This is a genomic window from Nocardia lijiangensis NBRC 108240 (assembly GCF_001613045.1).
GTDB lineage: Bacteria > Actinomycetota > Actinomycetes > Mycobacteriales > Mycobacteriaceae > Nocardia > Nocardia lijiangensis.
This window is the reverse complement of record NZ_BDBP01000041.1, coordinates 59,130-85,697: the sequence shown is the minus strand read 5'-3', so window position 1 is coordinate 85,697 and position 26,568 is coordinate 59,130. Positions and strand designations below refer to the sequence as shown.

Here is a 26,568-nt window from a genome sequence, read left to right as displayed (position 1 = left end):
TGTCATCCTCGAAGAAGCCGTTGATTCGGTTGTGTCGGAGCGTGGGGAGAAGGTCGACGGGACCGGTGTATCCGATGCGTCGAAGCGGCCACTGGTGTGGGTGGTGTCGGCGAGATCCGCTGCCACGCTGAGCGATCAGGCCGACCGTCTGTTGTCGCATGTGCGGGACCGCCCCGATTTGGCTCCGGCGGACGTGGGCTGGTCGCTGGCGGGGTCGCGGACCCTGTTCGATCATCGGGCGGTGATCGTCGGTACGGATCGGGACATGCTGCTGTCCGGGCTGGATTCGCTGTCGCGGGGGCAGGCGGGTGAGCATGTGGTCGTCGGATCGTCGGAGGGCGCGTCCCGTCGTGTGGTGTTCGTCTTTCCGGGACAGGGTTCGCAGTGGCTCGGAATGGCGCGGGGATTGTCGCGGACTTCACCGGTGTTCACCGCCGCCCTGAGCGAATGCGATCAGGTCCTGCGGCCGCTGGTCGGGTGGTCGGTGCTGGAGGTGCTCAACGCCGCCGAGAAGGAGACGCTCGAGCGGGTGGACGTGGTCCAGCCGGTGTTGTTCGCGGTGATGGTTTCCCTTGCGGAGGTATGGCGTTCGCTCGGCGTGCTACCGGATGCTGTAGTGGGTCACTCGCAGGGTGAGATCGCGGCCGCGTATGTGGCGGGCGCACTGTCGTTGGCCGACGCGGCCCTGGTGGTTGCCCGGCGCAGCCGGCTGTTGGTCGACCTGGCCGGTAAGGGCGGAATGCTCTCCGTGCCGCTGTCCCGTGCCGAGGTGGCGGACACACTCGCGTCGTGGGAGGGTGAGCTGTCGATCGCGGCCGTGAACGGTCCGCGTAGCACGGTGGTGTCCGGCGAGATCGGGGCCTTGAACGAGTACTTCGATGTCTTGAACTCCGAAGCTGTTCGGGTGCGCCGGATTCCGGTCGACTACGCGGCGCACTCCAAGCAGGTCGAACACCTCGAGGACCGGCTGCGTCATGAATTGCGTTCGGTAGCGCCGCGTTCGAGTGCCGTGCCGATGTGGTCCACCGTTACGGGCGGCTGGCTGAACACAGCCCAGATGGATGGTGGGTACTGGTATCGGAACTTGCGCGAACTCGTGGAATTCGAGGATGCCGTCCGGGGCTTGTCCGGGTCGGGGCACGGTGTATTCGTCGAGGTCAGTGCCCATCCGGTGGTGACGATCGGGATACAGGAGACGATCGAGGACGCGGGGCGCGATGCGGTGGTTACCGCTACCGTGCGCCGCGACCGCGACGAGTTGACGGAGATGATGCGCTCCGCGGCAGAGTTGTTCGTCGCGGGTGTGGATGTGGGCTGGGGTGCGGTGTTCGCCGATCGCGGTGTTCGCCGGGTGGATCTTCCGACGTATGCGTTCCAGCGCAAGCGGTTCTGGCTGGAATCGCCTGTGGCTCTGGGTGATGTGGCAGCGTTCGGGGTGCAGGTGGCCGATCACCCATTGCTGGGCGCAACGGTCGAGTTGCCCGATGGTGGTGTAGTGATGACCGGTCGGCTGTCCCTGCACTCGTACCAGTGGGTGGCGGACTATCGGGTGGTGAACGTGGCGATGCTGCCTGCGAGCGGTGTCGTGGAGCTGCTGGTGGCCGCTGGCGATCGCGCGAACTGCACCGGTGTCGCGGAGCTCAGGATGGCTATGCCGTTGGTTCTGGGCGAGGACGCGCGACAGGTACGGGTGGTGATCCAGGGGCAGAACACTGATGGGCACCGCACGGCGAACCTGTATTCGCGTCCCGAATCAGCCGATGGCGCGTGGTCGCTACACGCGAACGCCATTCTGACCAACGATGCACACCGAGACAGCGGCGACGAATTCGACTGTGCGGATGCAGCTTCCGAGGCATGGCCACCGGAAGGCGCAACAGCCGTCGACACTACAGACATCTACGAACGTGTAATGGACAACGGCTACGAGTATGGTCCGGCGTTCCAAGGGCTGCGGCGGATGTGGCGGCGCGGGAGCGAGATCTTTGCCGAGGTCGCGCTGCCGGAGGAGTCCGGCCTCGATTCGACGGGCTTCGTACTGCATCCGGTGTTGCTCGATGCCGCCATGCATGCGGTACTACCCGGTGTAGCAGCGAGAGCAGGCACCGCGACGATCCCAGCTTCCTGGAGCGGAATTCGCTGCTACGAGACAGGTGTGCGTTCCGCACGGGTATACATCACCTCGATCAGCGGCCCCGATGCGGAGTCCGAGGTCGATACGTATGAGCTTGCGTTCCGAATGACAAACGAGCATGGCCGACCGGTGTGCACCGTCGACTCGGTGATCCTTCGTCCGCCACCCGTAGAGGCGCTGGCAGCAGCCGCAAAGACACAGGCGGAGGGCCTGTATCGCCTCGGCTGGATCGATCGGACCCCGCCTGCTGGTCTCGACGATCGGTCTGAATGGGTCTTGATTGCCGACGACCTGACCGGCCTTCCAATCGGAAACAATGGGCCGGCGGCTGGGGGTTGCTACCGGGATCTGTCCGTACTGATGGAGGCTGTCGGGTCGGGCCGTCCGATGCCGAAGGTAGTTGTCGTCGCCCTGCGGGCGAATACATCAGGCAGGGCGGTAGCCGAGGCGGTCCACGACCATGTCTCCGCCGTGCTTGGCATGCTCCAGAGGTGGCTGGCCGAAGAACAGTGCGGTGCGATCCGGTTGGTGTTTCTGACGCGCGACGCTGCTGGGATCGGTGCGGAGACCGGCGCCGGTAACGGGTCGGCCGTCGCCGAGCCGTCACGTGTGGCCGCAGATTCCACTGCGCACTCGGCTGTCGATTCGGTCTCCGGTCTGGTGGGTGCGTCGGTGTGGGGTTTGGTGCGTTCGGCGCAGTCGGAGCATCCGGATCGATTCGTGCTGGTGGATACGGATGGTTCGCCTGAGTCGTGGGCGGTGTTGGGTGCGGCTTTGGACAGTGGTGAGTCGCAGTTGGTGTTGCGAGCCGGGCGGGTGAGCGTGCCGTGTCTGGCGCGGGTCGCTGCATCGGGTGCTGAACTGGCCGAGAGTGTTTCGCCGGTGTGGGATGGCGACGGCACGGTGATGATCACCGGTGGTTCGGGTGTTCTGGGTTCGATGCTGGCTCGGCATGTGGTGTCCGCGCATGGGGTGCGGCGAGTGCTGTTGGTCAGTCGTCGGGGGGAGTCGGCGGAGGGTTTCGCCGATTTGCGGGAGGAGTTGCTCGCGTGCGGTGCGGTGTCGGTATCGGCGGTGCCGTGTGACGTCGCCGATCGTGCGGAGTTGGCGGCGATATTGGCCGGTGTCGATCCCGAGTACCCGGTGCGGGTGGTTGTGCATGCCGCGGGCGTTCTGGACGATGGGTTGATCACGTCGTTGACCGATGTTCAGGTGCGGCGGGTGCTGGAGCCGAAGGTCGTGGCGGCGTGGAATCTGCATGAGCTGACTCGGGCTCTGGATTTGCGGGCGTTCGTTCTGTATTCGTCGGTGTCGGGTGTGCTGGGTTCGCCGGGACAGGGCAATTACGCGGCGGGTAATGCGTTTCTGGATGGTTTGGCGTGGTATCGGCATCGTTTGGGGTTGCCTGCGACGTCGTTGGCGTGGGGGTGGTGGGAGCAGTCCTCGGGCATGACGGGGCATCTACAGGCCGGCGACCGTGATCGGATGAGTCGTGGTGGTCTGCTCGCTATGGGTGCGGCTGACGGGCTCGAGTTGCTGGATCGGGCGTTGTCGGTGCCGACTCCGGCCCTGGTATTGGCGCATTTTGATCTGAACATGATGCGGGCCAATGGTATTGGCGGAATCTTCAGCGGGCTGTGGTCCGCAGGTCCGCACCGTGGGCGGTCGGCTCGTACCCGCAGTGAACGCGCCGGTTTGAGTGAGCGGATGGCGTCCTTGACCGCCGAACAGCGCCAGCTCCTCCTCACCGAGGTGATCGGTGGCGAGGTGGCGGCGGTGCTCGGGTATGAACAGGGCAGGCGGATCGATGCGGAGCGGCCGTTCAAGGATTTGGGGTTCGATTCGCTGACCGCGGTGGAGCTGCGGAATCGGTTGGCGAAACTGACCGGGCTACGGCTCCCGACGACGCTGGTCTTCGACTACCCGACGGTGGCAGAGCTGGTGGGCTACGTGCAGGCTGAGGTGTCGCGGGTGTTGGCCGAGGTCGTACCGGTGTCCGCGGTTGCCGCTGTCCGCACAGCGTCCACGGTCGATGATCCGATCGCCATTGTGGGTATGGGTTGTCGTTTTCCGGGGGGTGTGGGTTCGCCGGAGCAGTTGTGGCGCGTGGTCGCTGATGAGGTAGATGCGGTCGGCGGGCTTCCTGAGGATCGTGGCTGGGCGGAGGATCTGTTCGATTCGGATCCGGATGCGGTGGGTAAGAGTTATGCGCGTGAGGGTGGGTTTCTTTACGACGCGGCGGATTTCGATGCGTCGTTTTTCGGTATTTCGCCGCGTGAGGCGTTGGCGATGGATCCGCAGCAGCGGTTGTTACTGGAAACGGTCTGGGAGGCAATCGAACACGCGGGTATCGATCCGACGAGCCTCCGCGGTACCCAGACGGGCGTCTACGTCGGAGGAAACGGCCAGGACTACTTGCTTCCGGCGATGAACCAGGACCATGGCGGCTTTCTGCTCACGGGCGTTGCGGCGAGCGTGTTGTCGGGCCGTGTCTCCTATGTGCTGGGTTTGGTGGGTCCGGCGGTGTCGGTGGATACGGCGTGTTCCTCGTCATTGGTGGCGTTGCATCAGGCGGTGGCGTCGCTGCGTGCGGGTGAGTGTTCTATGGCGCTGGCCGGTGGTGTGACGGTGATGTCGACCCCGGGTTCCTTCGTGGAGTTCTCGCGTCAGCGTGGTTTGGCGGCTGATGGGCGGTGTAAGTCGTTCGCTGCTGCGGCTGATGGGGTGGGTTGGGCTGAGGGTGTGGGAATGCTTTTGTTGGAGCGCCTTTCGGACGCGCGGCGGCTCGGGCATGAGGTTCTTGCGGTGGTGCGTGGTTCGGCGGTGAATCAGGATGGTGCGTCCAATGGTTTGACTGCGCCGAATGGTCCGTCGCAGCAGCGGGTGATTCGTGCGGCGTTGGCCAATGCGGGGTTGCCTGCGAGTGCGGTGGATGTGGTGGAGGCGCATGGTACGGGTACGCGTTTGGGTGATCCGATCGAGGCTGAGGCGTTGTTGGCGACTTATGGTCAGGATCGTCGTGTGGGTCGGCCGTTGTGGTTGGGGTCGGTGAAGTCGAATATCGGTCATAGTCAGGCGGCGGCGGGTGTGGCTGGTGTGATCAAGATGGTGATGGCCATGCGAGAGCAGCGGTTGCCTGCCACCCTGCATGTGGATGCTCCCTCGCCGCATGTGGATTGGTCCAGTGGTGCGGTGGAGTTGCTGACGTCTGCGCGTGCGTGGGATATCGAAGGTGATGAGCCGCGTCGGGCGGGGGTGTCGTCGTTCGGTATCAGTGGCACCAACGCCCACGTCATCCTCGAAGAGGCCGTGGATTCGGTTGTGTCGGAGAGCGGGGAGAAGGTCGACGAGACTGGTGAATCCGGTGTGTCGAAGCGGCCACTGGTGTGGGTGGTGTCGGCGAAATCCGCTGCCGCGCTGAGCGATCAGGCCGATCGTCTGTTGTCCCATCTACAGGATCGTCCCGATTTGAACCCGGTCGAGGTGGGGCGGGCGCTGCTGGATTCGCGGACTTTGTTCGACCATCGTGCGGTGATCGTCGGGGGTGACCGGGAGGAGCTACTGGCGGGATTGGGGCAGGTGGCGGCCGGACAGCACACCGCCGGTGTGCTGTGGGGCGAGGACGTCGGATTTGGTGTGGTCGCCGGCGCGGTGACGGCTGTGGATTCCGGTGTGGGTGTGGTGTTCTCGGGTCAGGGTTCGCAGCGCGTCGGAATGGGCCTAGGGCTGTGCGTGTTTCCAGCCTTCGCCGAAGCTTTGGACCGGATGTGCGCGGTGCTCGACCCCTTGGTCGGAACCTCCATACGTGAGGCGATCGCTTCCGGCGCCGACTTGGACGAGACCGGTCTGGCCCAGCCGGCGTTGTTCGCGATCGAGGCAGCGTTGTTCGAGCTGTTGTTGGCGTGGGGCGTGGAACCGCGGGTGCTGGTGGGTCATTCGGTGGGTGAGATCGCGGCCGCGCACGTGGCGGGGGTGCTGAGTCTCGAGGATGCGTGTGTGCTGGTGGCGGCGCGTGCGCGGTTGATGCAGCAGTTGCCGGTCGGTGGTGCGATGGCCGCTGTTGCCGCGTCGGAGAACGAAGTCCAGGCGATCCTCGACGAGGTGTTCGCCGAGACCGATGATGCTCCGGTGATCGCGGCGGTGAACGGTCCGGTGGCGGTGGTGGTTTCCGGTGCCGAGCAAGCGGTCACGCGGGTTGTGGAGGTGGTGCGGGAGCGTGGTGGCCGGGCGCAGTCGTTGCGGGTGAGTCATGCGTTCCATTCGCCGTTGATGGCCGCGATGACCGAGGAGTTCGCGGCGGTGTTGTCCGGGTTGACGTTCGAGCCCGCGCGATTGCCGATCGTGTCGACGGCGACCGGGACACTGCTCGAGCCGCAGGCGTGGACCGATGCTCGGTACTGGGTGGATCAGATTCTGCGTCCGGTGCGTTTCGCCGATGCGATCGCCGTGGCGGCCGAGCAGGGGATCGTCGGGTTTGTGGAGTTGGGTCCGGACCCCAGCCTTGTGGGCGCGGTCAGTGATGTTCTGGCGCAGTCGTCGCCAGGGTCCACGGTCACGGCTGCGTTGCGTCGGGATCGGTCCGATCCGCAGTGCTTGATGACGAGTCTGGCGGAGTTGTTCGCCGCTGGTGTGCCTGTCGATTGGCCTCTCTCGACCGGGAGTGACACCGCTACAGGGAGCGAAAACCGACGAATTGCACTGCCTACGTACGCATTCCAGCGCCAACGCTACTGGCCGAGCGACAACGGTGCCACCCCGTCGCGGGTCGGTAGATCGGAGCAGACGGTCGAATCCAGCCCGGCGCTCCATGGTTTGACAGCGCAGGGCACTCTCGAGGTGATCAGGAACGAGGTCGCTCGCGTCCTGGGCCATGCGGATCCCGAGGCGCTGGATCCGGCGATGTCGTTCCAGGACCTGGGTCTGAGCTCGGTCACCGCGATGGATCTGCGCAAGCGCCTCATGCTCGCTACTCCGCTGGAGATCACCGCGGAAAGGCTCTTCACGAGCACTCTCGAGCAGCTCAGCGGATGGCTCCACGAATCCTCGGCCGTGCACTACCAGCTGACCGAACCGATGCCCGCGTCACAGGCGACCTCGCTCGTACCGCTCTTCCTGGAGGCGTGCCGAAAGGGTGAGATCGGGCACGGTATTCGCATGCTCGATGCTGCGTCGTTCCTGGTACCGAGGAGCCACCGACCCGAGGACACCACCCGGACGATTCCCTTCCGGTCCGGGGTACCGAACCGACCGATGGTCGTCTGTGTGCCGTCGCTGGTCGCGCCAGGACATCCGTATCAGTATGCGAGATTCGCTTTCGCTCTCGGCGAGCATCCACTGCACATCGTGAAGCTGGCCGGATACGAGGCCGGTGAGCTACTGCCTGCGACAATCGACGAACTGATAGCCGTACACGCGACCGCGGTGCGGGAACTGGTGGGATCGAACGATTACGTATTGGTCGGATACTCCTCGGGTGGTTGGCTGGCGCAGGCGATGGCCGAACGCTTGTCCGAGACCGATCAGCGACCGGTCGGCCTTGCGTTGATAGACACGTATCTCCCCGGTAGTCCGGGAATCAGGCGGATCGAAGAATCTTTGTTCGATCAATGGAAATCCGATTCCGAGTTGGCCGGCCTGCTGGATGATGTAACGTTGACCGCCATGGCGCGATACTTCTCGCTGTTCGCGAGTTGGACGCCCGTGGAGAGCGAAATTGCGTCTACTCTTTTTGTGCGTGCCGGGGTATCATCGTCGTACATAGAGATGCGCGATTCGACGTGGCCTCTACCGCATGTTGGGGTGGATATTCCAGGTGATCACTTCGATGTACTCGGTGCGAAATCGCATTTGACAGCGGATGTTGTTTCGGGGTGGCTGTCGGCTGTGTGGAAAGGTAGATTCAGTGGGTAGTGCAGACGGTAGTTCCGGTCTTATGAGTGCCGCCGCAGTGGCTGATCCATATCCGTTGTACGACTCCATGCGCGAGGCCGGCGGAGTGACGCGGAATGTGGTGAAGACGATCTACGCGGAGGTCGATGCGTGGATCGTCACCAGCTACGACGACGCACGCGCATTGCTCGCGGATCCTCGTTTGTCGAAGGATCCTGCCAAGCTGCCGGCTATCACGGCCAAGCATGCCACCGAAGCAGTGGAAGTGGCATTCTATCCGCCGAATCTCCTCTTCAGTGATCCTCCGGAGCACACCCGACTGCGCAAGGTCTTCCAGAAAGCCTTCACTATGCGCCAGGTGCAGCAGATGCGACCCTGGATAGAGGCGATGGCCGACGAGATCATCCAGACGATCGAGCCCGGCCGCGAATTCGATCTGGTGGAAAAGATCTCGATGTCGTTGCCGATCGCGGTGATCGGAAAATTGCTCGGATTGCCCGAAGAGCGCTTCGACGAGTTCCGCCAGTGGAACGCCGTGCTGGCCAGCGTCAATTCGCCGCTCGCCGAGAAGCAGGGCGCGCTGGGCGCCGCCTTCGTCGCCATGGCGGAGCTGATCAAGAACAAGCGGGTCGAGCCGGGCGAAGACCTCGCGACGGCGCTTATCCAGGCGGCCGACGACGACGGCGATCCGATGACCGAGGCGGAAGTCATTTCGACGCTGCTCCTGGTCGCCAACGCCGGATACGAGACCACGGCGAACATGATCAGTACTGCAGTGCTTGCGCTGGCCGAGCACCCGGAGCAGCGGCAGCTGCTCAAATCGGAACCGTCCCGGATCAATCCCGCGATCGATGAATTCCTGCGGTACGAGAGTCCCTTGAATTTCACGACGGTGCGGTTTACGAAGGAAGCTGTTGAAGTCAGTGGCACGACCATTCCGGCAGAGGAAATCGTGTTCATATCGCTGTGTGCGGCCAATCGGGATCCGAATAGATTCGAGAATCCGAATGCCTTAGATCTCGCGCGCGGCGATCGTGGCCACCTGGCTTTCGGGCACGGGATCCATCACTGTGTGGGGGCACCGCTCGCACGCATGGAAGGTGAAATCATCCTTCGAAAACTAATCGAGACCTTCGATGTATGGAAGCTGTCCGTACCCGCGAGGGAGCTGAAATGGCGGAACAGCATGCAGTTCCGTGGCCTGGTATCACTCCCGCTGCAAATGTCCTGAATTTCGCCACAATTCGAAAGGTATTATATCCATGTCCAAAGGCATTGTTGAACAGTTCTTCGAGGCATGTTTGACCGACGATATCGAAGCAGCCGTCGAGTGTTTCGCTGAGGACGGTGTATGGGTTCTTCCGATGGGGCCCGAGCCGGGGACCACCCACAAGAAGGAGGAAATCGGCGGAATCATCGCGGATATGAACAAGCTGCGCGATGAAACTACCGCGGCCGGTGTCGCCGTGTACTTCTCCGACCCCATTTACTTCGCCGACAAAGCCTATGTCGAATTCTCGTTGACCGACCAGGCTGGTAAGCTCATGGAGCGGGGCATCGATATCTTCACGATTCGAGACGGAAAAATCATCTCGAAGGATATGTTCCGGAAAGCGTAGTGGCGGCGGTTTCGGGAGATCGAGGAGATATATGGAAGACCAGGATTTGATGAGTCCTGAATCGGTTCAGGACCCGTATCCGCTGTACGATCGGCTGCGGGCGGTCGGTGGCATCAATAAGCAAGTTGTGAGTTCCACGATCGCTGCACCGATGCACGCCTGGGTGATCATGGATTTCACCGTCGGACGGCAATTGCTGGCCGATTCCCGGCTGTCGAAGGATGCCAAAACGCTGCCGGATGTGATCGCAAAGCACGTTGTCGAGCCGTGCGCCTCGATCCAATACCCCGAGCACATGCTCTTCAGTGATCCGCCGACACACACCCGCCTCCGGCGGCTGCTGGGACGCTCGTTCGGCATTCCGCAGGTCCAGCAGATGCGGACGTGGATCGAGAAGCTGACCGACGATCTCCTCGACTCGATCGAACCTGGTGCGGAATTCGATGTGGTGGAGACGATTTCGGCTCCGCTGTCGATCGCGGTGATCGGCAGACTGCTCGGGATCGACGAAGAACGCTTCGATGAATTCCGGCGCTTGAACGCGATTGTCGCCAGCGTTGACGCCCCGATGGACGCGAAGCGGACGGCCTACGGCCATATCGTTCAGACTATGGCGGGATTGATCGAGGCCAAGCGCGTGAACGCGGCGGATGATCTCGCCACGCGGCTCATCGAATCCGCGGACGGCGATGAGGACGCGACCACCGAAGCGGAACTGGTCGCGACCTTGCTGCTGATCGCGAACGCGGGCTACGAGACCACGGCGAACATGATTAGTAGCTCGGTGCTGGCACTGATCGAACATCCCGATCAGCGCGAGTCACTGCGGGCCGACCCCGGCTTGATTCCCCGGGCGGTCGAGGAGTTTCTGCGCTACGAGAGCCCGCTGAACTTCACCACCATCCGTTACGCAAAGGAGCCGATCGCGATCGGCGACGAGGTGATCGCGGCGGATGACATCGTCTTCGTGTCGCTCTGCGGCGCCAACCACGATGCGGAGAAGTTTCCGGAGCCGCACGTCCTCGACATCAAGCGGGATCAGGGCAGCCACGTAGCCTTCGGTCACGGTGTCCACCACTGTCTGGGTGCGCCGCTGGCCCGGCTGGAGGGCGAGATCATCCTGCACAAGCTCGTCGAACGGTTCCCGGAGTGGGAATTGGCTTGTGCGAAATCGGAACTCGCTTGGCGAGCCAGCTTGCACATGCGCGGACTCGCCAGGCTGCCGGTGCAACTGCGCTGAGAGGAATAAGATGGCGGCAGCTGCCAGCAGTGCGCGGATCTGGCGAGTTCGGGCATGTTGTCAGCCCGATCGCCGAGGGCGTCAATCCCGCAGCACATGGACTCTCGGCCCCCGCTGCACGTCCTCGACAACCCTCGGGCGCTGCCGTGCTGGAATTAGATGCTTTTCGGCCGCGAGACGAATACAAGTCCGAGACCTGGTCGGGCCAGCAGCGTGAGGAACACGGGTGGTCTACATGTAGTGGGCATACCGGGTGGCGATGCGCGCGCCCTCGGACACATGTTTGAGGATGGCGCCGACGCGGTAGGCAGTGCGCAGCGTTAGCGGGCCGCGTTCCTTGAGCTGGGCGTTGTTCCAGTTTATCTTCGACAGCGCGAGTATGTCGATGCCAGCGGCCAACAGGTCGGTGCTGGCCGACGCGGGCCGGATCAGCAGCGGCTGAGGGACATACAGGCCGGGGTATGTGCGGAAGTACGGCACCGATCCGCGGGTAGAGAAGGAGCGAGCGCTCGTCCAACTGGACCGATGGGCGCGGGTGGTGGCATTGCTGTCGGCGGTGTTGGCCGTGGTTGTCGAGGTGGTGGCCGCAGAGTTCAGCCTCGCATCGTGTTTCTGTCGTCGGCGACGACGTAGTGGCCTGTCCCCGGTGAATGAGTCCACTCGGTTTTAGAGTCCTGTTTGGCCTGGTGAGGGCCGAGAAGGGACCCTGAGGAACATGGCAGGACGGAAGCGGCATTCCGCAGAGGAGATCGTGCGGAAGCTGCGTCGTGCCGACGAGCTGATCGCGGCCGGCAAGACGGGCGAGGAAGCTGCTGCTGAGTTGGAGGTGTCGGCGGCGACGTTGTACAACTGGCGCCGCTAGTACGGCGGGGTCGACACCGACGCGGCCAAAGAGCTCAAAGAGCTGCGAGAACAGAACGCCCGGCTCAAGCGGCTGTTGGCGGATGCGGAGCTGGAGAAGGACGCGCTGCGGGAGATCGCCAAGGGAAAATGGTGAGCCCGGCGGCGGGCCGCCGCGTCGTGGACATGCTCAAAGAGGTGATGGGCATGTCGGAACGGTTCGCGTGCAGAGTCGTCGGGCTGAACAGGTCGACGTATCGGCGGCTGCCGGTGGCGTCGACTTCCTCTGATCCGGACGCTGCGACGCGGGCCTGGCTGCGTTCCTACGCCACCAGGAACCAGGGGCACGGGTTCCGGCGGGCGTGGGCGGCGTTGCGGTTCGATGAGGGTAGCGGCGTGAACGTCAAGAAGGTGCATCGGCTCTGGCGCGAGGGGGGGCCTGCAAGTGCGTGCGCACCACCCGCGTAAACGGGCCGGGGTGTCGTCGACACCGCCGGTGGAGGCCGATGCGCCGAAGGTGGTGTGGGCGTTGGACTTCCAGTTCGACTCGACGGTGGACGGTCGGGCGGTGAAGATCGCGTCGATGATCGACGAGCACACCCGCGAATCGCTGTTGCATGTCGTGGAGCGCTCGATTACCGCCGATCGGCTCGTCACCGAGTTGGAGAAGGCGTTCGCTGCGGCCGGCGGCCCACCGCGGGTGCTGCGGATGGACGACGGACCGGAATTGATTTCGACTGCCCTGCAACGGTTCTGCGCGACGGGGTCGGGATCTGCTATATCCCGCCGGGCACGCCCTGGAACAACGGCTTCGTCGAATCATTCAACCGCCGATTGCGGACCGAGTGCCTCAACCGCAACCACTGGACCAGCCTGCTCGAGGCACGCGTGGTCATCGGTGACTTCAAGACCGACCACAACCGACGCCACCGACATTCGGCGCTGGGCTACCTGACACCGGCCGAGTACGCTGCGTCCTGCACCCACACCCACCACCAGGTGGCATGCGGGACCAACTGAATCTGGACGAAACAACCCGGACTCTATTCCCGCGTGGTCTCGTCATCGGGGACCGGTCAGTAGGGCCGAGGCGACGATTCCCACGTAGCGCTTTGGCGTGCTGCCGGGAATACTGGTGGTGTCGGTCGCGGCTGCGCTGTTCGACCGGGATTGGGGGCGGCGTAGCATCCTGCATCTCGGACCTGGTGTGGGTAGCGTCGTTGTCTGCTCGACCGGGTATCGGGTTCTGTGTCTCCGGTGAGTCCCTGGGGACGGTCGGTGGGTTTCGATGAGTTGGGAGTGGGGTTTCTGGCATGGCGCGCAAGGTTGTCGTCACGGTCGTCGATGATTTCGATGGTCACTCACCCGCGGTGGAGACGGTGTCTTTCGCCGTGGATGGTGTCGCGTACGAGATCGATCTGTCGGAGGAGAACGCCGCGCGGTTGCGAGTGTTGTTCGCGCAGTGGGCTGCTTACAGCCGGAGGGTTGGCAAAGCGGGTCGGCGCAGCAGGCAGATCGCAGCCGCGGCTAGCGATGGACCTCGTCCGGGCCTGGTGCGGGAATGGGCCAAGGCCAACGGGTTCGACGTTCCCCGACGAGGGCGCATGCCAGCCAGTGTCGTAGCCGAATACAACAAGGTCGCGTCCTAGGCGCGGCGGTCTTCGCGGGGGTCCGTCCTCCCGAAGGGAGCACGGGAGGACGGACCCACTTCCCCGTCGGCCGCGGAAGCTCCGCCACGTTTCCGAGCCGACTCGACCCTATCGGCCGACGAGCGGGCACAGGTTGTTCGACGCGAACCAGGCGGTGGCGCTTAGCTCATCGAGAGTTGCCGTAGCGGTCAGGGCTCGGTGTGTTCTCCTTGCGGGGCCAGTGGATGCGGCTCGCCGGGTAAGGGCGGAAAGGGCTTGAGCCACTTCCTCGATTCCGGCTCGGGTGTAGAGGGTAGTGCTGCCCCCGCCGTTGGCGTCGGTGTGTCCTGCGTAGGCGCGGGCGACGGCATGGCCGAAGTTGCGTTCGACCCAGGTCACGGATTCCATTGCCGTGCGCGGGGAAACTGGCATAGCCCGCGCCACCGGCGACCTCGCCGAGATCGCCGCAAACCCGCGAGCTCTTGTACAGCTGGGGTACTCGTTGGCAACAGACCTGTTCGGTGAGTTCGCGGTCGCCGACGCATGCGTACTGCGTCCGGATGGGTTCATCGAATTGGAGCGTCTCTTGGACGAGAGGCGACCAAAGTATGAGCCCTGGGCAGTTGAGCAACAACTCATCTGACCGACGTAAGCTGCGGTGCAGCGGCCCGTCGGCGCCGACAGTTTTCCGTTTCGGAAACGACTTGGGCAGGTGTGAGGCCAGCAGATATGTTTGCTGAGCGATAGCCGTCCATGCAATGTCCTCGGCGTGGCGTGAATCGACACGCCGATCGAATGCTGTGGCACTAGAACGGCAGGGGTCCGGCAAAGTCGGTCCGCGCGGCCCGATCTGCGGTTTTGTGCCGGATTTGTCCGACACGCCGGGAAAGAATTGAGGGGCGGGCACGGCAGCACTCGAGATGATCGGCTCTTCCACAAGTTGTCACACCCGGAGTTCTGTCGTGCCCGCCTCATCATCTCCCATGATTACCCCGCCCGTCGAGTTGGTTTGCGAGGGTGGTGAATCGGTCCCTCTGCCCGCTGCGATGAGTTTGCTGGACGTGTTGGGGGAGGTGGTCGATCCGCGAGCTCGCCGTGGTGTCCGGTATTCGGCGGGGGCGATGTCGGCGGCTGCGCTGGCCGCGGTGGTGGCTGGTGCGAGGTCGTTGACCGCGATCGGTCAATGGGTTGGTGAGGCGCCGGCGTCGGTGCTGTCGCAGCTCGGATTCGAGGGGTCGGCGCCGACGGAATCGACGATCCGCCGGTTCCTGCAAGCGCTGGATCCGGATGCGTTGGACAAGGCGATCGGCGAATGGATGTGGCGGCGCACTGCCCCAGCGCGTGGCCGCCGGGTGGTGTCGTTCGACGGCAAATCATTGCGCGGTACCCGTGAGGGTGACGGTCGGTCGACCCACCTGCTGTCTGGGGTGTGTCAACAGCTCGGGGTGATCCTCGGGCAGATCGGCGTGGACACCAAGACGAACGAAATCCCAATGCTGCGTGAGCTTTTGGCGGGTATCGACATCGACGGGATGATCGTCACCGCCGATGCGATGCACACCAACCGCGACACCGCCACCTACATCACCGACCTCGGCGGGTATTACCTGCTCACCGTGAAGGACAACCAGCCCAGCCTGCGCAAAGCGCTGAAAAGGCTGCCGTGGCATTCGATCCGCACCCACGACCGCGCCCGCACACGCGGGCATGGGCGCCACGAGACCCGCACCCTCAAAGCCCTCGAGATCGTCGGCGGTGCCAGCACGGGAGTCGAGTTCCCGGGCGCGCGGCTGGCGTTGAAGATCACCCGTCCGCGCGTCGATACCCGGACCCGGAAATTCCAGAGCGCGACGGTCTATGCCATCACCAGTCTGTCGGCGGCCGAGGCCACACCCCGTCAGATAGCCGCCTGGTTGCGCGGGCACTGGCACATCGAGAACCGGGTGCACTGTGTCCGCGACGTCACTTTCGACGAGGACCGGTGTCGCGTCCGCACCGGTGCCGGAGCCCAAGTCATGGCCACTCTTCGAAACACAACGATCGGTCTGTTACGCCTGCGTGGCCATCACAGCATTGCCAGCGGGCTCCGCTACCACTCCTACCAGCACGAACGCCCCCTCGAACTGCTCAAAAGTTGCTAAAACGGACTTTGCCGGAGCCCTGATTCGTACTTGCCGACATTCGGTGGGCAGCTAGGCCCTGTGTCGAAGTCCCATCCGGCGCCTCCGCGGCCCAGATCGCCGCCTGGCCGCGTTGTCGTCGTCACCGATACAACCCCGGTATCGGCTCCTCCTCCGCCTTGCCAGGCGACGATCTGAGCCACGGATGCATCCGGCCGGACTTCGACACAGGGCCTAGCGATTGTCGTGAACCCGAATCTGCAACCTGCCCCAGAAGTCCAACCTTTGCATGAACCCGGTCGAGCCCGATGGCTTAGCTTCACGGGCCGAGGCGTCTCACCAAAATCTCACACTTTCGGTGGGAAACGATGGGGTTTTTCGGGTCATGACGAGTGGTCTTCATGCGGCCAAATCTTGTTCCGGCCAGTCGTTTTGGGCATTGGTGGGACACGTTCAGATCACTAGAACCTGTGTCAAGTGGTCGCAGGTTCAAATCCTGCCAGCCCGAGCCTCTCATGGGCGCCCCCTATCTTCTCCGATGCCGAGCGCGGTCGACAGCACGAGGAACACGTCAGGCAAATCGCCGAAGACCGTATGCATCGAGGTAGGCGCGGCAGGCAGGGTGAACACGCGGCGGGTCACCGTTTCCCCAGGTGAATCTCTGTGGTTAAGGCATGTATCCCCCTCCGGACACCAGCGCTAAACACAGCATCGGCCCTGACAACGGCAATCCGTTGTCGGGGCCGATACCGTATGCCCAGGTGGAGTGCTCGGTAGAGATCCGCTTTGTCGGATTGCGCGCCCGCGGCGAGGACGGCTGGGATGTCCCCGAGAGACTCGATGAGCTTGCGGATCTCGGTCTCTGTTAGCCGGGGGATGCTGGGCAGGTTTTGTAGCTCTGCTTGGGCTGCCGCTTTGTCCGCTTGGGCGGTGTTCATCACACGGCGACGAGGGCTTGCGGGTCCACGCCCGCTTCGATGGCGGCTAGGTGGCGTTCGAGCTTGGCTTGGGCGTCAGCGATACGTCGCCGTAGCAATGCCCGATGTGTGTCGTGGTCGTTGCCGTTCTGGGCCGCGAGCAGGCTGGCGATGGTGTGATCGCGATTTGCCCGATTGAACAGGGTGGCCAGCCATCGGTCGATCGGTGCGGCGAGGATGTCCTCGCGCAGGTTGACTGTGAGGGGATGCTCAGCCAGAGCTGGGCTACCAGGGGTCAGGGTCTTTGCGCGACAGCGGTAGTAGACGACTCCTCGGACCACTCCGGGCTGCATTTTGCGGCCGCAGACATCGCAGCGCACCAACCCGCGAAGCAGGTACTCGCGTGGGAAGGGTTTCCTTGTGCGTTCCAGGCGGCCGCGGGCGCCGTTTCCTGTGCTGGCGCGTCGTCTGCGGATGAGTTGGGCTTGGGTGAAGGTTTCGACCGAGATGATGGCGGGGTGCGCGGGTTTCTTGGATCGGATGATGCGGTGGTTGGGGGAGCGGCGTAGGCGGGTGATGTGGTCTGCGGCGACGTCGTCGGGATCGAGGAGTTCTTCGTGTTTGTTCCAGCGGCCGAAGATGGCGTAGCCGGTGTAGCGAGGGTTCTGCAGGATGGCGGAGACGGTGCTGGCTTGCCAGCCGTCTTGGGATCGGTGCCGGTTCTGTTCGGGCCGGTGTGCTGAGGGGCAGGGGATCCCCTGGCGGTTGAGTTCGTGGGCGATGGCTTTGTCACCCTGGCCGGCGGTGTAGTCGCGGAAGATTCGTTGGACCACAGGTGCGGTGGCCACGTCGAGTGACAGGATCCGCAGTCGGGATCCGTCGGATGCCCGGTTGGGGTTCGGATGTGGTGGTCCGTCGACGACCATGTATCCGTAGGGTGCTCGGCCGCCTTGGTGGCGGCCTTCGTCGAGGACTTGGGCGTCCATGCTGGCTCGGGTGCGCTGTTGGACGTGTTGGCGTTCGGATTCGCTGAGGCCGCCGAGCATGCTCATCATGATCGAGTGGGTCACGTTGCGGGAGTCGAAGCGTCCGCCGAGCTCGGGCACCCAGACTTCGACCTTGTGCGCTTGGATGCGGGGCGCTACGAGACTGAACTGGTTGCCGAACCAGCAGCGCGTCCCTTCACCGACCACGATCGCCGACCAGCCACGTGTGTGGCTCTTCAGGTCTGCCAGCAGGCGTGCGGCTTCGGGGCGGCGATGCCATGGCACTGAGCGTGACTGGCCGACGTCGAAGTAGTCCTCGACGATCGAGCCGTCGGCTACGAACTTCTCGGCGTTGCCGCGCTGCCACCGATACGAGGTTTCGGGGTCTTGGTTGTCCTCGGTGGAGCATCGCCCGTAGAAGGCGAACCGCCGATCCGTACTCGGCTCAACGGTTTCGGGGACGAGCCCGAGAAGTTCGTCGAGTACGGCCCATTCGTTGAACGCGGTCGGCATCGTCATTCTTCCTCTCACCAGAACCATCATGGGCATGTCGAAGAAGCAGCTGAAGCAGCAGCCTAGCTGCGGCAGGGGACAACTCAGGGGGATCGTCTGGGCAGACGACCTCGATTGATCCGGCGGGGTGTCTGCGAGAAGGATGCGCAACCATCGGATTCAGCTCTCACGACCACAGGGGAAGCCCAGCACGGCGGGTCGAAAGCCTGTCGGCTTTGGACTCCCGCTGGCTGGTCGATCATCGACACTTCGATGTGAGAGGACGAGATGACGAGGGCGTTGAAAGTCTGTCGTGCGCCTGCGTTCTGGAGGCTCAGTATCCGACATGGTGCCGTCGGAGTGAGCTACCGACCGCTTGTTGTGAATCAAAGGCATGGGACATCGCATTCTGGCCCGTCTAGCCTGATTCACCCACTTACATGAAACCCGATCTTCTGCTTCTGCGCCATGACCAAGCCGGTGCGCTGCTACAGGTGGCGAGGGTCGTGTGCACGCCGAGAAGATGGTTGAGCGATGGGCGTTGAGGTCCCGGGTGGTGGTGGCGGCAGCGGGAATGGGGAGGAGGCGGCGACAGTCGGTTCTGCCGCAAGCGTTTGTGGTGCTGACTGCCGGTCGGAGACCAGGCGGCTGAACGATCATTCGACTCAGGCCGAGCAACCGGCCTCAGATTGGCGCCAACGTTGGAAGGGTTTTAATGCGTTTGCGTAGTGCGTCCGTTGTCGCTGGGGTGGTCGCTGTCAGTCCAGTGGCGTCGGCGTTCCCGTCTGGGAGTGGCTCTGAGGCGCCTTCTGCGCTGGCTGGCCGACGGGACGATCGGCGGTCATGCGGATCCACGTATGCGCCGGAGGTGCGGACCTCGCGCACGGCTGATGGTCGTACCGCATACTGCGTACAGGTATCGTACACGGATGCCGGTCGTTGACGCCGGAACCGCTTCCGGTCGATCCGCACTCGCGCGTGTCACCAGGGATCCATGTCTGGATGAGAGTGCACGGTGGACGGATCTCGACGGTCGACCAATCGTGTGTGGGAAGACGCAGAACGGGCGTATGGCGGGTGATCTGCGATGGATGTTGGTGGTCTAATGACCAGCGGGGGTCGTGCTTCGTCAGCCCTGGGAGCCGGTGACGTCCGTCGCTACGGAATAGTTGTTCCTACATCTGTAAGGGTCCACGGCGCGCTGCACGCTCGCAACGCGAATGTGTTCATGTCGAGCGAGATTACACCTCCATGCTCTCCTCGGGCGACTGCGTGGTCCATGGCCCGCCTCTGCAGGTCGCACATTCATGCCCTGGCAAGCCCGCATCGACGGTACGGTCAGCCCGTAAATCCCATTCCACCAATACGATTCCGAGGGTAACGCGAGGCAGTCGTTGCCAACGTGCCGCGAACCCAGCGAGGGTTGCGGGGTTGGTCTAGGGAGCCGCCTAGGCTTTGAAGTTGGTGATGGAGTGGTCGTTCCGGGTTGTGTGTTCGGTTCGGAACCTGGGGCGCAACAGAAATCCCCGGAGGGTTCCGAAGTCACGACGTGGGCGGATTGCGTCGACGAGTTGTCGTTCATCGGTCGGTGTACTGTCTCGCGGAGCATAACTGCAGCTCATCCAGGGCAGCGCCGGACCTCCGGGTCCGGCGAGAATCTCAACTGGCCTCCGATAAGTGGGCGAACTTGGGCGTCAGGACTGAATAGGCAGCGCGATCTCGCAGGGACGTGACTCAGTCGTCGTCGGGTCGGGGCACCAGGATGACGACGATGCCGATTCGCCGGATCCACCGCAGCAGCGTCTTCTTCGCGTGCTGCCACCCCAAGTCGAGAAGCAGGTAGCCGGCGACTAGTACCGCTGTCCAGTGGGCTCCGAGTTGCACTGCGGGCCAAGGCGTTGTTGCCGTGTTGACGATCAGGTCTACGGCCAGGGTGACGCTTGCCCAGCGGTGACGTCGGCCGAAGGACACGACCGGCCCTGACGGGTTCACCATTTCTGCGTCCATCCATTCGAGGGGGGCGGATGAATGAGATTGAACTGACGCGGCCGTGCTCTGGGAATGTCGGATCGCGTGCGGATCGCGTGCGTTTGGTGTGCTTCGGCGCGTGTCTCGAAACCTTCGTTTCTCCGACACCCGGCATCCGGAGGCGGTGCGTCCGGATGTCAATGTTCGAACTCCTCTGCACTGTTGTCGTGGGGTTCGGCTCTGCGTGCAGCGGATTTCGAACATCGGCGTGTCGCGAACTCGCCTGCATTACCGTGCTTTTCGTTCGAACTCGTGTGCGCTGGGGGGTTGTGGTTATGGCCGGGGATACGGCTGCGGATCGTGGTGTGGTCACCGCAGGCGAGGCCCGTTGGCAGTTGGCGGTGCGTCGGGCGGAGGTGATCGGTCGTCTGGCGCGCGACGATCGTGTGAGTGCGGCGGCTGTCGATGAAGCGGGCGCCGAGCTGGGGTTGAAGCGTCGGCAGGTGTATGCGCTGGTGAAGCGGTGGCGGGCTGGGGATGGTCTGGCCTCGGATCTGCTGCCGGGCACCTCGAGTGGCGGTCGTGGTGGTGAGCGGCTGGCCGATGAGGTGGAAGCGGTCGTGCGGAAGGTGCTGCGGACGAGGTATCTGACGCGGCAGCGTCGGTCGGTGGCGGTGATCTGTCGCGAGATCGCCCATGTGTGCCGGGCCAAGGGCCTGCGCCCGCCGTCACGGTCGGCGGTGGTGCGGCGGATCGGCCGGTTGGATCAGGTGAAGGTGGTCACCGCGCGGGAAGGATCCGACGCGGCCCGCCCGCGGCGGGCGGCGGGTGGTTCCACGCCGCCGGTGCAGGGGCTGCTGGAACGGGTGCAGATCGATCACACCCCGGCGGATGTGATCGTGGTCGACGAGCTGCACCGGTTGCCGATCGGCCGGCCGTATGTGACCGCGGCGATCGATGAGGCATCGAAATGTGTTCCGGGGCTGGTGATCACCCTGGAGGCGCCGTCGGCGACCTCGGTCGGTTTGTGCCTGGCGCAGATGGCGATCGACAAGCGGGCCTGGCTCGAACGCCTGGGCGTGGATGCGATGTGGCCGATGAGCGGTAAACCGGTCCAGTTGTATGTCGACAATGCCAGCGAGTTCAAGAGTGAGGCCTTGCGTCGCGGCGAGCATCGCTGCTCTGGCCCGCCGGCACCAGGTGAGCCGGGTTGCGATCCGCACCGCCCTCGACGACCTACTGCCCGACCGGCCCGAACAACCCGCACGCACCGACAGCCAACAACCACGCCCGATCCGAATCGAGATGCCAGGCAAAATCGCCCGCCACCTCACCGGCCAAACCGCCGCCCTCGGTGAAGCCGAACGCGACGCCCTGCGACAAGGCCGAGAAGTGCGCCGCGGTCAGGGCTACAGCCTTCACGTCACCGCACCACTGCACGTTCACCAGGCGCTGCTGGCCGCTGCCGAAACAGTCGGTGAAAGCGCGTCGGCCGCCGATCGCAAGGCATACCGGATCTACCGGGATCGACTGCACAACGCGACTACATGATGATCATGAGCGGGTGTTGGGGTGTACCTCAAGGCCACACCCGACTATCGAGCTGACCTCGATACGCACTGAAAGGCCGTTGTCGAGTCCCACGAAGCCTTGGACGAGCGATTTTTCTTGTCGTATGTGGTTCCATGCGCGAAACCATTGCTGTCCGGGGTACCCGTGTAGTCGCCCTGAGGGCCGCTGCTCCAGTTGATCGTGAAGCTGACCACCGCAGGGTTGTTGTCGTTGGTCCAGCTCGAGTGCCAGCCGACCGTCCCGTCCATCATTTTGGCGCGGGGCGAGGTGGCCAACGCTCGTGACGTGACCTGTTGGCCGACGCCCGTGAAGGTCACGGTCCAGCCGTTGCTTTGGGTGATGCGAACGATGCCGTCGGCGGGGAATGCCCAGAGAGCGCAGGGACCGGCCGCCTCGGCGGTGCCCTGACCTACAACGAGCAGTCCCGGTATCGCTGCGGCGGCGGCAGTCAGGCATCGGAGTCGCTTCGAACGATCGCGCGATTCTACAATCGCGCGGAAACCTCTACGGGCGGTGACGAATTGCGTGCCGGATGCCATGATGGGCTCCTTGTCGATGCGTTGTACTTATCGGAAAAATTGCGCTCGCCGAGGCCGGGACCCGGGCTCTCCAGTCGTCGGCGGCCCGTGCCCGGCCGGGCACAGGGGCGGCCAGCGTCCCGACAAGAAGTGCCGCGCTGGCGCGAGCGGCGACTGTCCTGCGAGTTGACGGAATCATGGCTTCATCCGGCGAGTTTCGGCCGGTGAAGCGCGAACGGCTGGTACGGGATCGCTATTGGGCGGTTTCGCGGGCCTCGGTGACGACCAGGGGATGGTCACCGAGTTCGGTGTGGGATTCGACGGTGTAGAAGCGGATTTCGTGTCCGTCGGGGTCGTGTAGCTCGGGCAGGATCCAGCCGATCGTGGCGAAATGCACCCCGGCGTGGGATTCGCCGAGATTTGCCAGGTTCGCCGCGAGTGCTTCCAGCGCCGTCTTGTCCGGCACGCCGATGGAGAAGTAGTCGAATCCCGCTGCGGCCGCGGCCTTTTCCGGGTCGCGCCGAAGACCGAGCATCGGACCGCCGGCCGAATGGTGCAGCGCCACGCCCATCAGGATGCCCTGCTCGTGGAATTCGATGCCGACGACGTAGCCCAGCCGGGTGCGGTACCAGTCGATGGAACGCGTCAGATCGGACACGGGAAGTTTGAGGTGATGCACCCCAGCGAGTGTGGGAATCATCGCTGCTATCCTTTGCAGAAGTCATGTAATGGTGCAGCATTACTGTAGTAGTGCAGTAAGGATGCGGTAAATGAGTGAGGGTGTCAAGGGTCCGGCGAGTAAGAAGACCTCGCCGTTATGGGACGCGCGCAAGGCCGAGACCGAACAGAAGATCATCGACGCGGCGACCCGGCTGTTCATCGCCGACGGCTACGCCGCGACTTCTCTCGCGGCGGTCGCCGACGCCGCGAAAGTGGGGTCACGCACGGTGTACCTGCGGTTCGGGTCCAAAGCAGAGCTGCTCAAACGCGCTATCGACGTGGCGATCGTCGGCGACACCCAACACGTCGATCTGGCCCATCGCGACTGGTATCTGCGCGCCGGGACCGCCCCCACTCTGCATGATCGCATCGCTGCCTACGCGCCCGGAACACGGGCTCTGATGGAGCGCGTCGCCCCGCTCATTGCGGTCGCCGTCCAAGCCGAGGCCAGCGAACCGCTGATCGCGCAGGCCGCACAGGCCGGACGAACCGCCACGCAGGACAACATCGCCGGAATCTGGCGCCGGATGCACGCCGACGGCTTGCTGCACCCCGACGCCGATCTGGACTGGATCATCGCCACCGCCGGCCCGCTCGGGCAAGCCGAAACCTACATTCTGATCACGCGCACCCTCGGCTGGGACCCCGCCACCTACCAGCAGTGGCTGCACGACACCTGGCTGCACTTCGCGACCACCCCATCACGACCAGCCCAGCCGCACCCGTAACCAGTCCGACCCGCACCGCGTATCTCCACGACTTGCTTCATGCCCGCCACCAACAGGCGCGGTGGGTGAAACGATCATTTCCGACCCAAAACCGGTTCGCCACACTGTCGTTCGTGAAACCGCAGGTCGCTCGAACCCTCGATCGAGTCACAACCCGCGTGCGGAATCTATGGGACCGCTCTGACCAGGCCGTGCAGACCAGTTCGGTCATCCATGCAAACGACTTCGAACATTGACACCGGAAGCCCAGGTCAACCGAACCGGGCATGTGTCGACAAAACGTGTCGAAAAGGATTGGTGTCCAACAATTCTTGTCGGCCCTTTCTCGTACAGTCCCGCCCATGAACGACACCTCCGCCGCGACGCCGGCGCTTGTCCTCGACGGTGACGCCCTCGACCCGATCGGCGGCGGTGGCGCGCTGGTCGGCTACGCCCGGGTCTCCACCACCGGTCAGTTATTCGACCGCCAGCTGCATGCACTGCGCGAGGCCGGATGCCAGAAGGTCTTCGCGGACAAGAAGTCCGGCAAGAACATCGAACGCGAAGAACTGGCGAAGTGCCTCGACTACCTCCGGCCCGGCGACACCCTCATCGTGCCCACGCTGGATCGGCTCGGCCGCTCCCTGCAAGACCTGATTGCGATCGTCGCCGAACTCCGTAAGCGCGGCATCGGATTCCGGTCCCTGCACGAAGCCCTCGACACCACCACACCCGGCGGCCGCTTGATCTTCCACGTGTTCGCCGCTCTCGCCGAGTTCATCCGCGAGCTGATCGTCGACGGCACCAACGAGCCTAGCCGCAGCACGTGCCCGCGGGCAGCGTCTTGGGCGCCCGCCAGCGATGAACCCCGAGCAGATCCGCCAGGCCCGCGTGATGCTCACCCGCCCCGACGAATCGGTGTCCTCGATCGCCCGCCTGCTCGGGGTCTCGCGGTCCACGATCTACAAGTACGTGCCCGAGGCCGCCGGTGGCCGACTCACCGCGGGCGCGGATCGCCCGCTGCCCGACGTGAGCAACTACGACGACCTGCTGCCCTCTCGCTGATAGGGGGCCAGACGCGGCGCTCGGCCTCGGGTGGATCCCATGAATGCCACTTCTGTCCGGGAAGATTCAGAACTGACATGTACAGAACCGCGGCCACGGTGTTCCGATCTCGTACATGGGATACGCACCTTCCGGGCGCTACGCCATGCCGGAACTGGGCCGCTCGAAGTGTCCGATGGTCGTGCTACGCGCGAATCTCGCCACCGCCACCGCCACCGCCACCGCCACCGCCACCGCCACCGCCACCGCCACCGCCACCGCCACCGCCACCGCTGAGGCTGTCGCGTCCTGCCGTGCTGCCGGGCACTGCTCATTGCCGAATTCGACAAGCTCCACGGCGCTCGGCCCGAGACCTGTCACATATCAAGGCTCCAGCCTCCCGGCTGGAGCCTTGAATATGTCTCATTGAAAGAGCATCGGCCGGCGTCAGTCCTGGCGGGTAATCCTGGTGTCCACGTTGTGATCCGTGGCGAAGCACATGGATCGATATGACCGACACCAACCTCTCGCTCCGCCACACCCGCGCGCCCTGCGCGCCCGCTCCACCAGGCCGTGCTCTACCACGGCTACACGCCGGTGTTGCAACCCTCACCGCCCATGCCGAGGGTCTCGCCACCTGCGGTTTCTTGCAACTGCAACATCGAGTTTCGGTGCTCGTAGTGTCCTGATCGCCCATTCCGAACGGGACCACGAGACGCCACCCGGCGACCTCGGCCCGTTCGGTCCGCCCCCAACCGAAACGGAATTATCCGATGACCATTTCGACCACCGCCATGTTCCACATCCTGGCCGCCCTGCTCATCCTCTCGATCGGCGTGGCGGGCGCGCTCTTCGCCGCGCTGATGTCGCACCACGACGGGGACGGCTGGACCACGATCATCCGGCAGGGTTTCAAGGGCCTGGGCGCCACGATCACTGTGCTGACCCTCCTGTACGGCATCGCCGTCGTGGCGTTGTGACAGCTCCGGGGTGTGGCTCCGGGTGGTAGCCACACCCACGCCCGCCGCGGCGCCGGTACCGGACGGCATGCGGACGTGCACCCCGGCATCGAAGGCATCGAAACAGCCGCATCGGCCGTCGGCCGAACAGGTTGCCCGGCGATGAACGCCGAGCAGATCCGCCAGGCCCGCGCGATGCTCACCCGCCCCGACGAATCGGTGCCCTCGATCGCCCGCCGTGTCTCGGGGGTCCGGGAACATCCGCGAGAAGAGTCACGCTTAGCGGATGGTTAGCGGACCGGGTTTGGAGGCTGCGCCGCGCTGGCTACGGCAGATCTTCTTAGGCCCCTGACTGCCGTTGCCCAGCCAGCTTCGAGCTCTGCATCTTCCCGTTCCGACACTGCCACAAGCTGGTCGAGCGCCGTGTCGCACCAGTAGGCGACATAGCGGTCGAAGAGCCGCCTGAACGTCGGCCGGTGGAGTTCGCCTGCATCGAGAAGCATGGCGACCAGTTCGAAGAAGTGCACAACCCGGGAGACAGCGATCCAGTCCTCTTCTTTCTGGGCCTCGAGAAGAGCGCTTGAAAGCTGGCTGAAGGACTTGGGCGACTCGGCCGTGAAGTTGCGCTCGAGTATCCAGTTCGCCCGTATACGGGCTGTGAGCATCTCTGTGTCCTGCCACTCTTCGTAGAGTCGCAAGGTTCGCAGCATCCGCTCCGAACGGGCGACCGCTTGGGTCTGCACCACGTATGAGATGTAGCCTCCCAGTGCGGATCCGATGATCGCGCCGAGAATTGCGGCGAGTAACTCGGTCACGCCGTCCATCCCCTTCCCCCGCAGCCAATTCGCAGACCGAGCGCGGTACCCGACGCGAGGCGTTCTGACTGTTTCACCTTCGAGTGTAGGGCGGGAAGCCCTCTTCTCGCCAGGAACCCTTCAACCAATCACGTTGCAGCAGAACATTTTCAGAAACAGCACGCCCGGAAATACCGCACTCACTCAGTGACCTGCTGATCGGAGGTCAGGCGGTGACGTGGCGTTGGGTGTGGAAAGCCGGACCCTCCTGGTGCGGAATCGTCGCGGCGCGCCCGCGCTGGCCAAACCGAAATGGAACGCCCCGGAGCCAGTGCGCTTCGGGGCTTCTTCCTTCTCGGGGTGGTATCGGCGCCAAGGAGGACGCCGGACCGTCCACGATGCCGATGCCGAAACACTCAGA

General features: G+C 64.0%; 16 protein-coding genes and 3 pseudogenes. 12 read left to right on the top strand and 7 right to left on the bottom strand.

The window, feature by feature from the left end:
• Positions 1-97 precede the first annotated feature (97 nt).
• The 4 genes and pseudogenes from NL1_RS37605 to NL1_RS16710 form a co-directional block, all read left to right on the top strand.
• Positions 98-8,044, top strand: a pseudogene (locus NL1_RS37605) (SDR family NAD(P)-dependent oxidoreductase); the annotation flags it as partial.
• Positions 8,045-8,066: 22 nt separating this feature from the next.
• Complete coding sequence (locus NL1_RS16720; RefSeq protein ID WP_067840401.1) at positions 8,067-9,254, top strand: cytochrome P450 family protein; 1,188 nt, start codon at positions 8,067-8,069, stop codon at positions 9,252-9,254.
• 31 nt (positions 9,255-9,285) lie between these two features.
• Positions 9,286-9,642 (top strand): nuclear transport factor 2 family protein, encoded by a 357-nt coding sequence (locus NL1_RS16715; protein WP_067840399.1) that lies wholly within the window; start codon positions 9,286-9,288, stop codon positions 9,640-9,642.
• Positions 9,643-9,769: 127 nt separating this feature from the next.
• Positions 9,770-10,882, top strand: coding sequence for a cytochrome P450 family protein (locus NL1_RS16710; protein WP_162272743.1), 1,113 nt, complete (start codon positions 9,770-9,772; stop codon positions 10,880-10,882).
• 231 nt (positions 10,883-11,113) lie between these two features.
• Here NL1_RS16710 and NL1_RS16705 read toward each other — a convergent pair whose 3' ends face one another.
• Entirely contained in the window at positions 11,114-11,362 is a 249-nt protein-coding gene (locus tag NL1_RS16705; RefSeq protein ID WP_067840396.1) for a hypothetical protein, read from the bottom strand.
• Between the two features lie 235 nt (positions 11,363-11,597).
• Here NL1_RS16705 and NL1_RS37600 point away from each other — a divergent pair.
• From NL1_RS37600 to NL1_RS16675, 3 genes and pseudogenes are all read left to right on the top strand, one after another.
• A pseudogene (locus NL1_RS37600) lies at positions 11,598-12,742 on the top strand (IS3 family transposase).
• Between the two features lie 293 nt (positions 12,743-13,035).
• Positions 13,036-13,371, top strand: a complete 336-nt coding sequence (locus NL1_RS16685) for a histone-like nucleoid-structuring protein Lsr2 (protein ID WP_067840392.1) — start codon at positions 13,036-13,038, stop codon at positions 13,369-13,371.
• 1,025 nt (positions 13,372-14,396) lie between these two features.
• On the top strand, positions 14,397-15,491 hold the full coding sequence (locus NL1_RS16675) for an ISAs1 family transposase (protein WP_067840388.1): 1,095 nt from the start codon (positions 14,397-14,399) through the stop codon (positions 15,489-15,491).
• A gap of 916 nt (positions 15,492-16,407) precedes the next feature.
• Here the strand turns inward: NL1_RS16675 and NL1_RS16670 are convergent.
• Together NL1_RS16670 and NL1_RS37595 are read right to left on the bottom strand one after the other, a co-directional pair.
• The gene (locus NL1_RS16670; protein WP_218024430.1) at positions 16,408-17,892 is read right to left on the bottom strand and encodes a recombinase family protein; all 1,485 of its coding nucleotides are present in this window, start codon (positions 17,890-17,892) and stop codon (positions 16,408-16,410) included.
• A 1,707-nt stretch (positions 17,893-19,599) separates the two neighbouring features.
• Positions 19,600-19,860 (bottom strand): hypothetical protein, encoded by a 261-nt coding sequence (locus tag NL1_RS37595; protein ID WP_156094887.1) that lies wholly within the window; start codon positions 19,858-19,860, stop codon positions 19,600-19,602.
• 338 nt (positions 19,861-20,198) lie between these two features.
• On the opposite strand from NL1_RS37595, the gene NL1_RS16665 reads away from it, so the two are divergent.
• Positions 20,199-21,191 carry a TnsB C-terminal domain-containing protein gene (locus NL1_RS16665; protein ID WP_245673316.1) on the top strand — a complete coding sequence of 331 codons (993 nt, stop codon included), beginning with the start codon at positions 20,199-20,201 and terminating at the stop codon, positions 21,189-21,191.
• Positions 21,192-21,428: 237 nt separating this feature from the next.
• On the opposite strand, the gene NL1_RS37590 is transcribed toward NL1_RS16665, so the two are convergent.
• Both NL1_RS37590 and NL1_RS16655 read right to left on the bottom strand, forming a co-directional pair.
• A complete protein-coding gene (locus NL1_RS37590) occupies positions 21,429-21,944 on the bottom strand; it encodes a hypothetical protein (protein WP_156094886.1) in 516 nt (171 codons plus the stop codon).
• A gap of 232 nt (positions 21,945-22,176) precedes the next feature.
• Positions 22,177-22,623: a VOC family protein gene (locus NL1_RS16655; protein ID WP_067840384.1), complete on the bottom strand. Its 447-nt coding sequence runs from the start codon at positions 22,621-22,623 to the stop codon at positions 22,177-22,179.
• 70 nt (positions 22,624-22,693) lie between these two features.
• Here NL1_RS16655 and NL1_RS16650 point away from each other — a divergent pair, with 70 nt between their 5' ends.
• The 3 genes and pseudogenes from NL1_RS16650 (at position 22,694) to NL1_RS40415 (ending at position 24,415) form a co-directional block, all read left to right on the top strand.
• Complete coding sequence (locus tag NL1_RS16650) at positions 22,694-23,371, top strand: TetR/AcrR family transcriptional regulator (protein ID WP_067840383.1); 678 nt, start codon at positions 22,694-22,696, stop codon at positions 23,369-23,371.
• 266 nt (positions 23,372-23,637) lie between these two features.
• Positions 23,638-24,102 (top strand): annotated as a pseudogene (locus NL1_RS40420) (recombinase family protein); the annotation flags it as partial.
• 142 nt (positions 24,103-24,244) lie between these two features.
• A complete protein-coding gene (locus tag NL1_RS40415) occupies positions 24,245-24,415 on the top strand; it encodes a helix-turn-helix domain-containing protein (RefSeq protein WP_245673315.1) in 171 nt (56 codons plus the stop codon).
• Between the two features lie 138 nt (positions 24,416-24,553).
• Here the strand turns inward: NL1_RS40415 and NL1_RS38560 are convergent, their stop codons facing one another.
• A complete protein-coding gene (locus NL1_RS38560) occupies positions 24,554-24,775 on the bottom strand; it encodes a hypothetical protein (protein WP_169813588.1) in 222 nt (73 codons plus the stop codon).
• A 392-nt stretch (positions 24,776-25,167) separates the two neighbouring features.
• Here NL1_RS38560 and NL1_RS16635 point away from each other — a divergent pair, with 392 nt between their 5' ends.
• Positions 25,168-25,374, top strand: a complete 207-nt coding sequence (locus tag NL1_RS16635; RefSeq protein WP_067840379.1) for a hypothetical protein — start codon at positions 25,168-25,170, stop codon at positions 25,372-25,374.
• Positions 25,375-25,643: 269 nt separating this feature from the next.
• Here NL1_RS16635 and NL1_RS16630 read toward each other — a convergent pair whose 3' ends face one another.
• A complete protein-coding gene (locus tag NL1_RS16630) occupies positions 25,644-26,177 on the bottom strand; it encodes a hypothetical protein (RefSeq protein ID WP_067840377.1) in 534 nt (177 codons plus the stop codon).
• Positions 26,178-26,568: the final 391 nt, after the last annotated feature.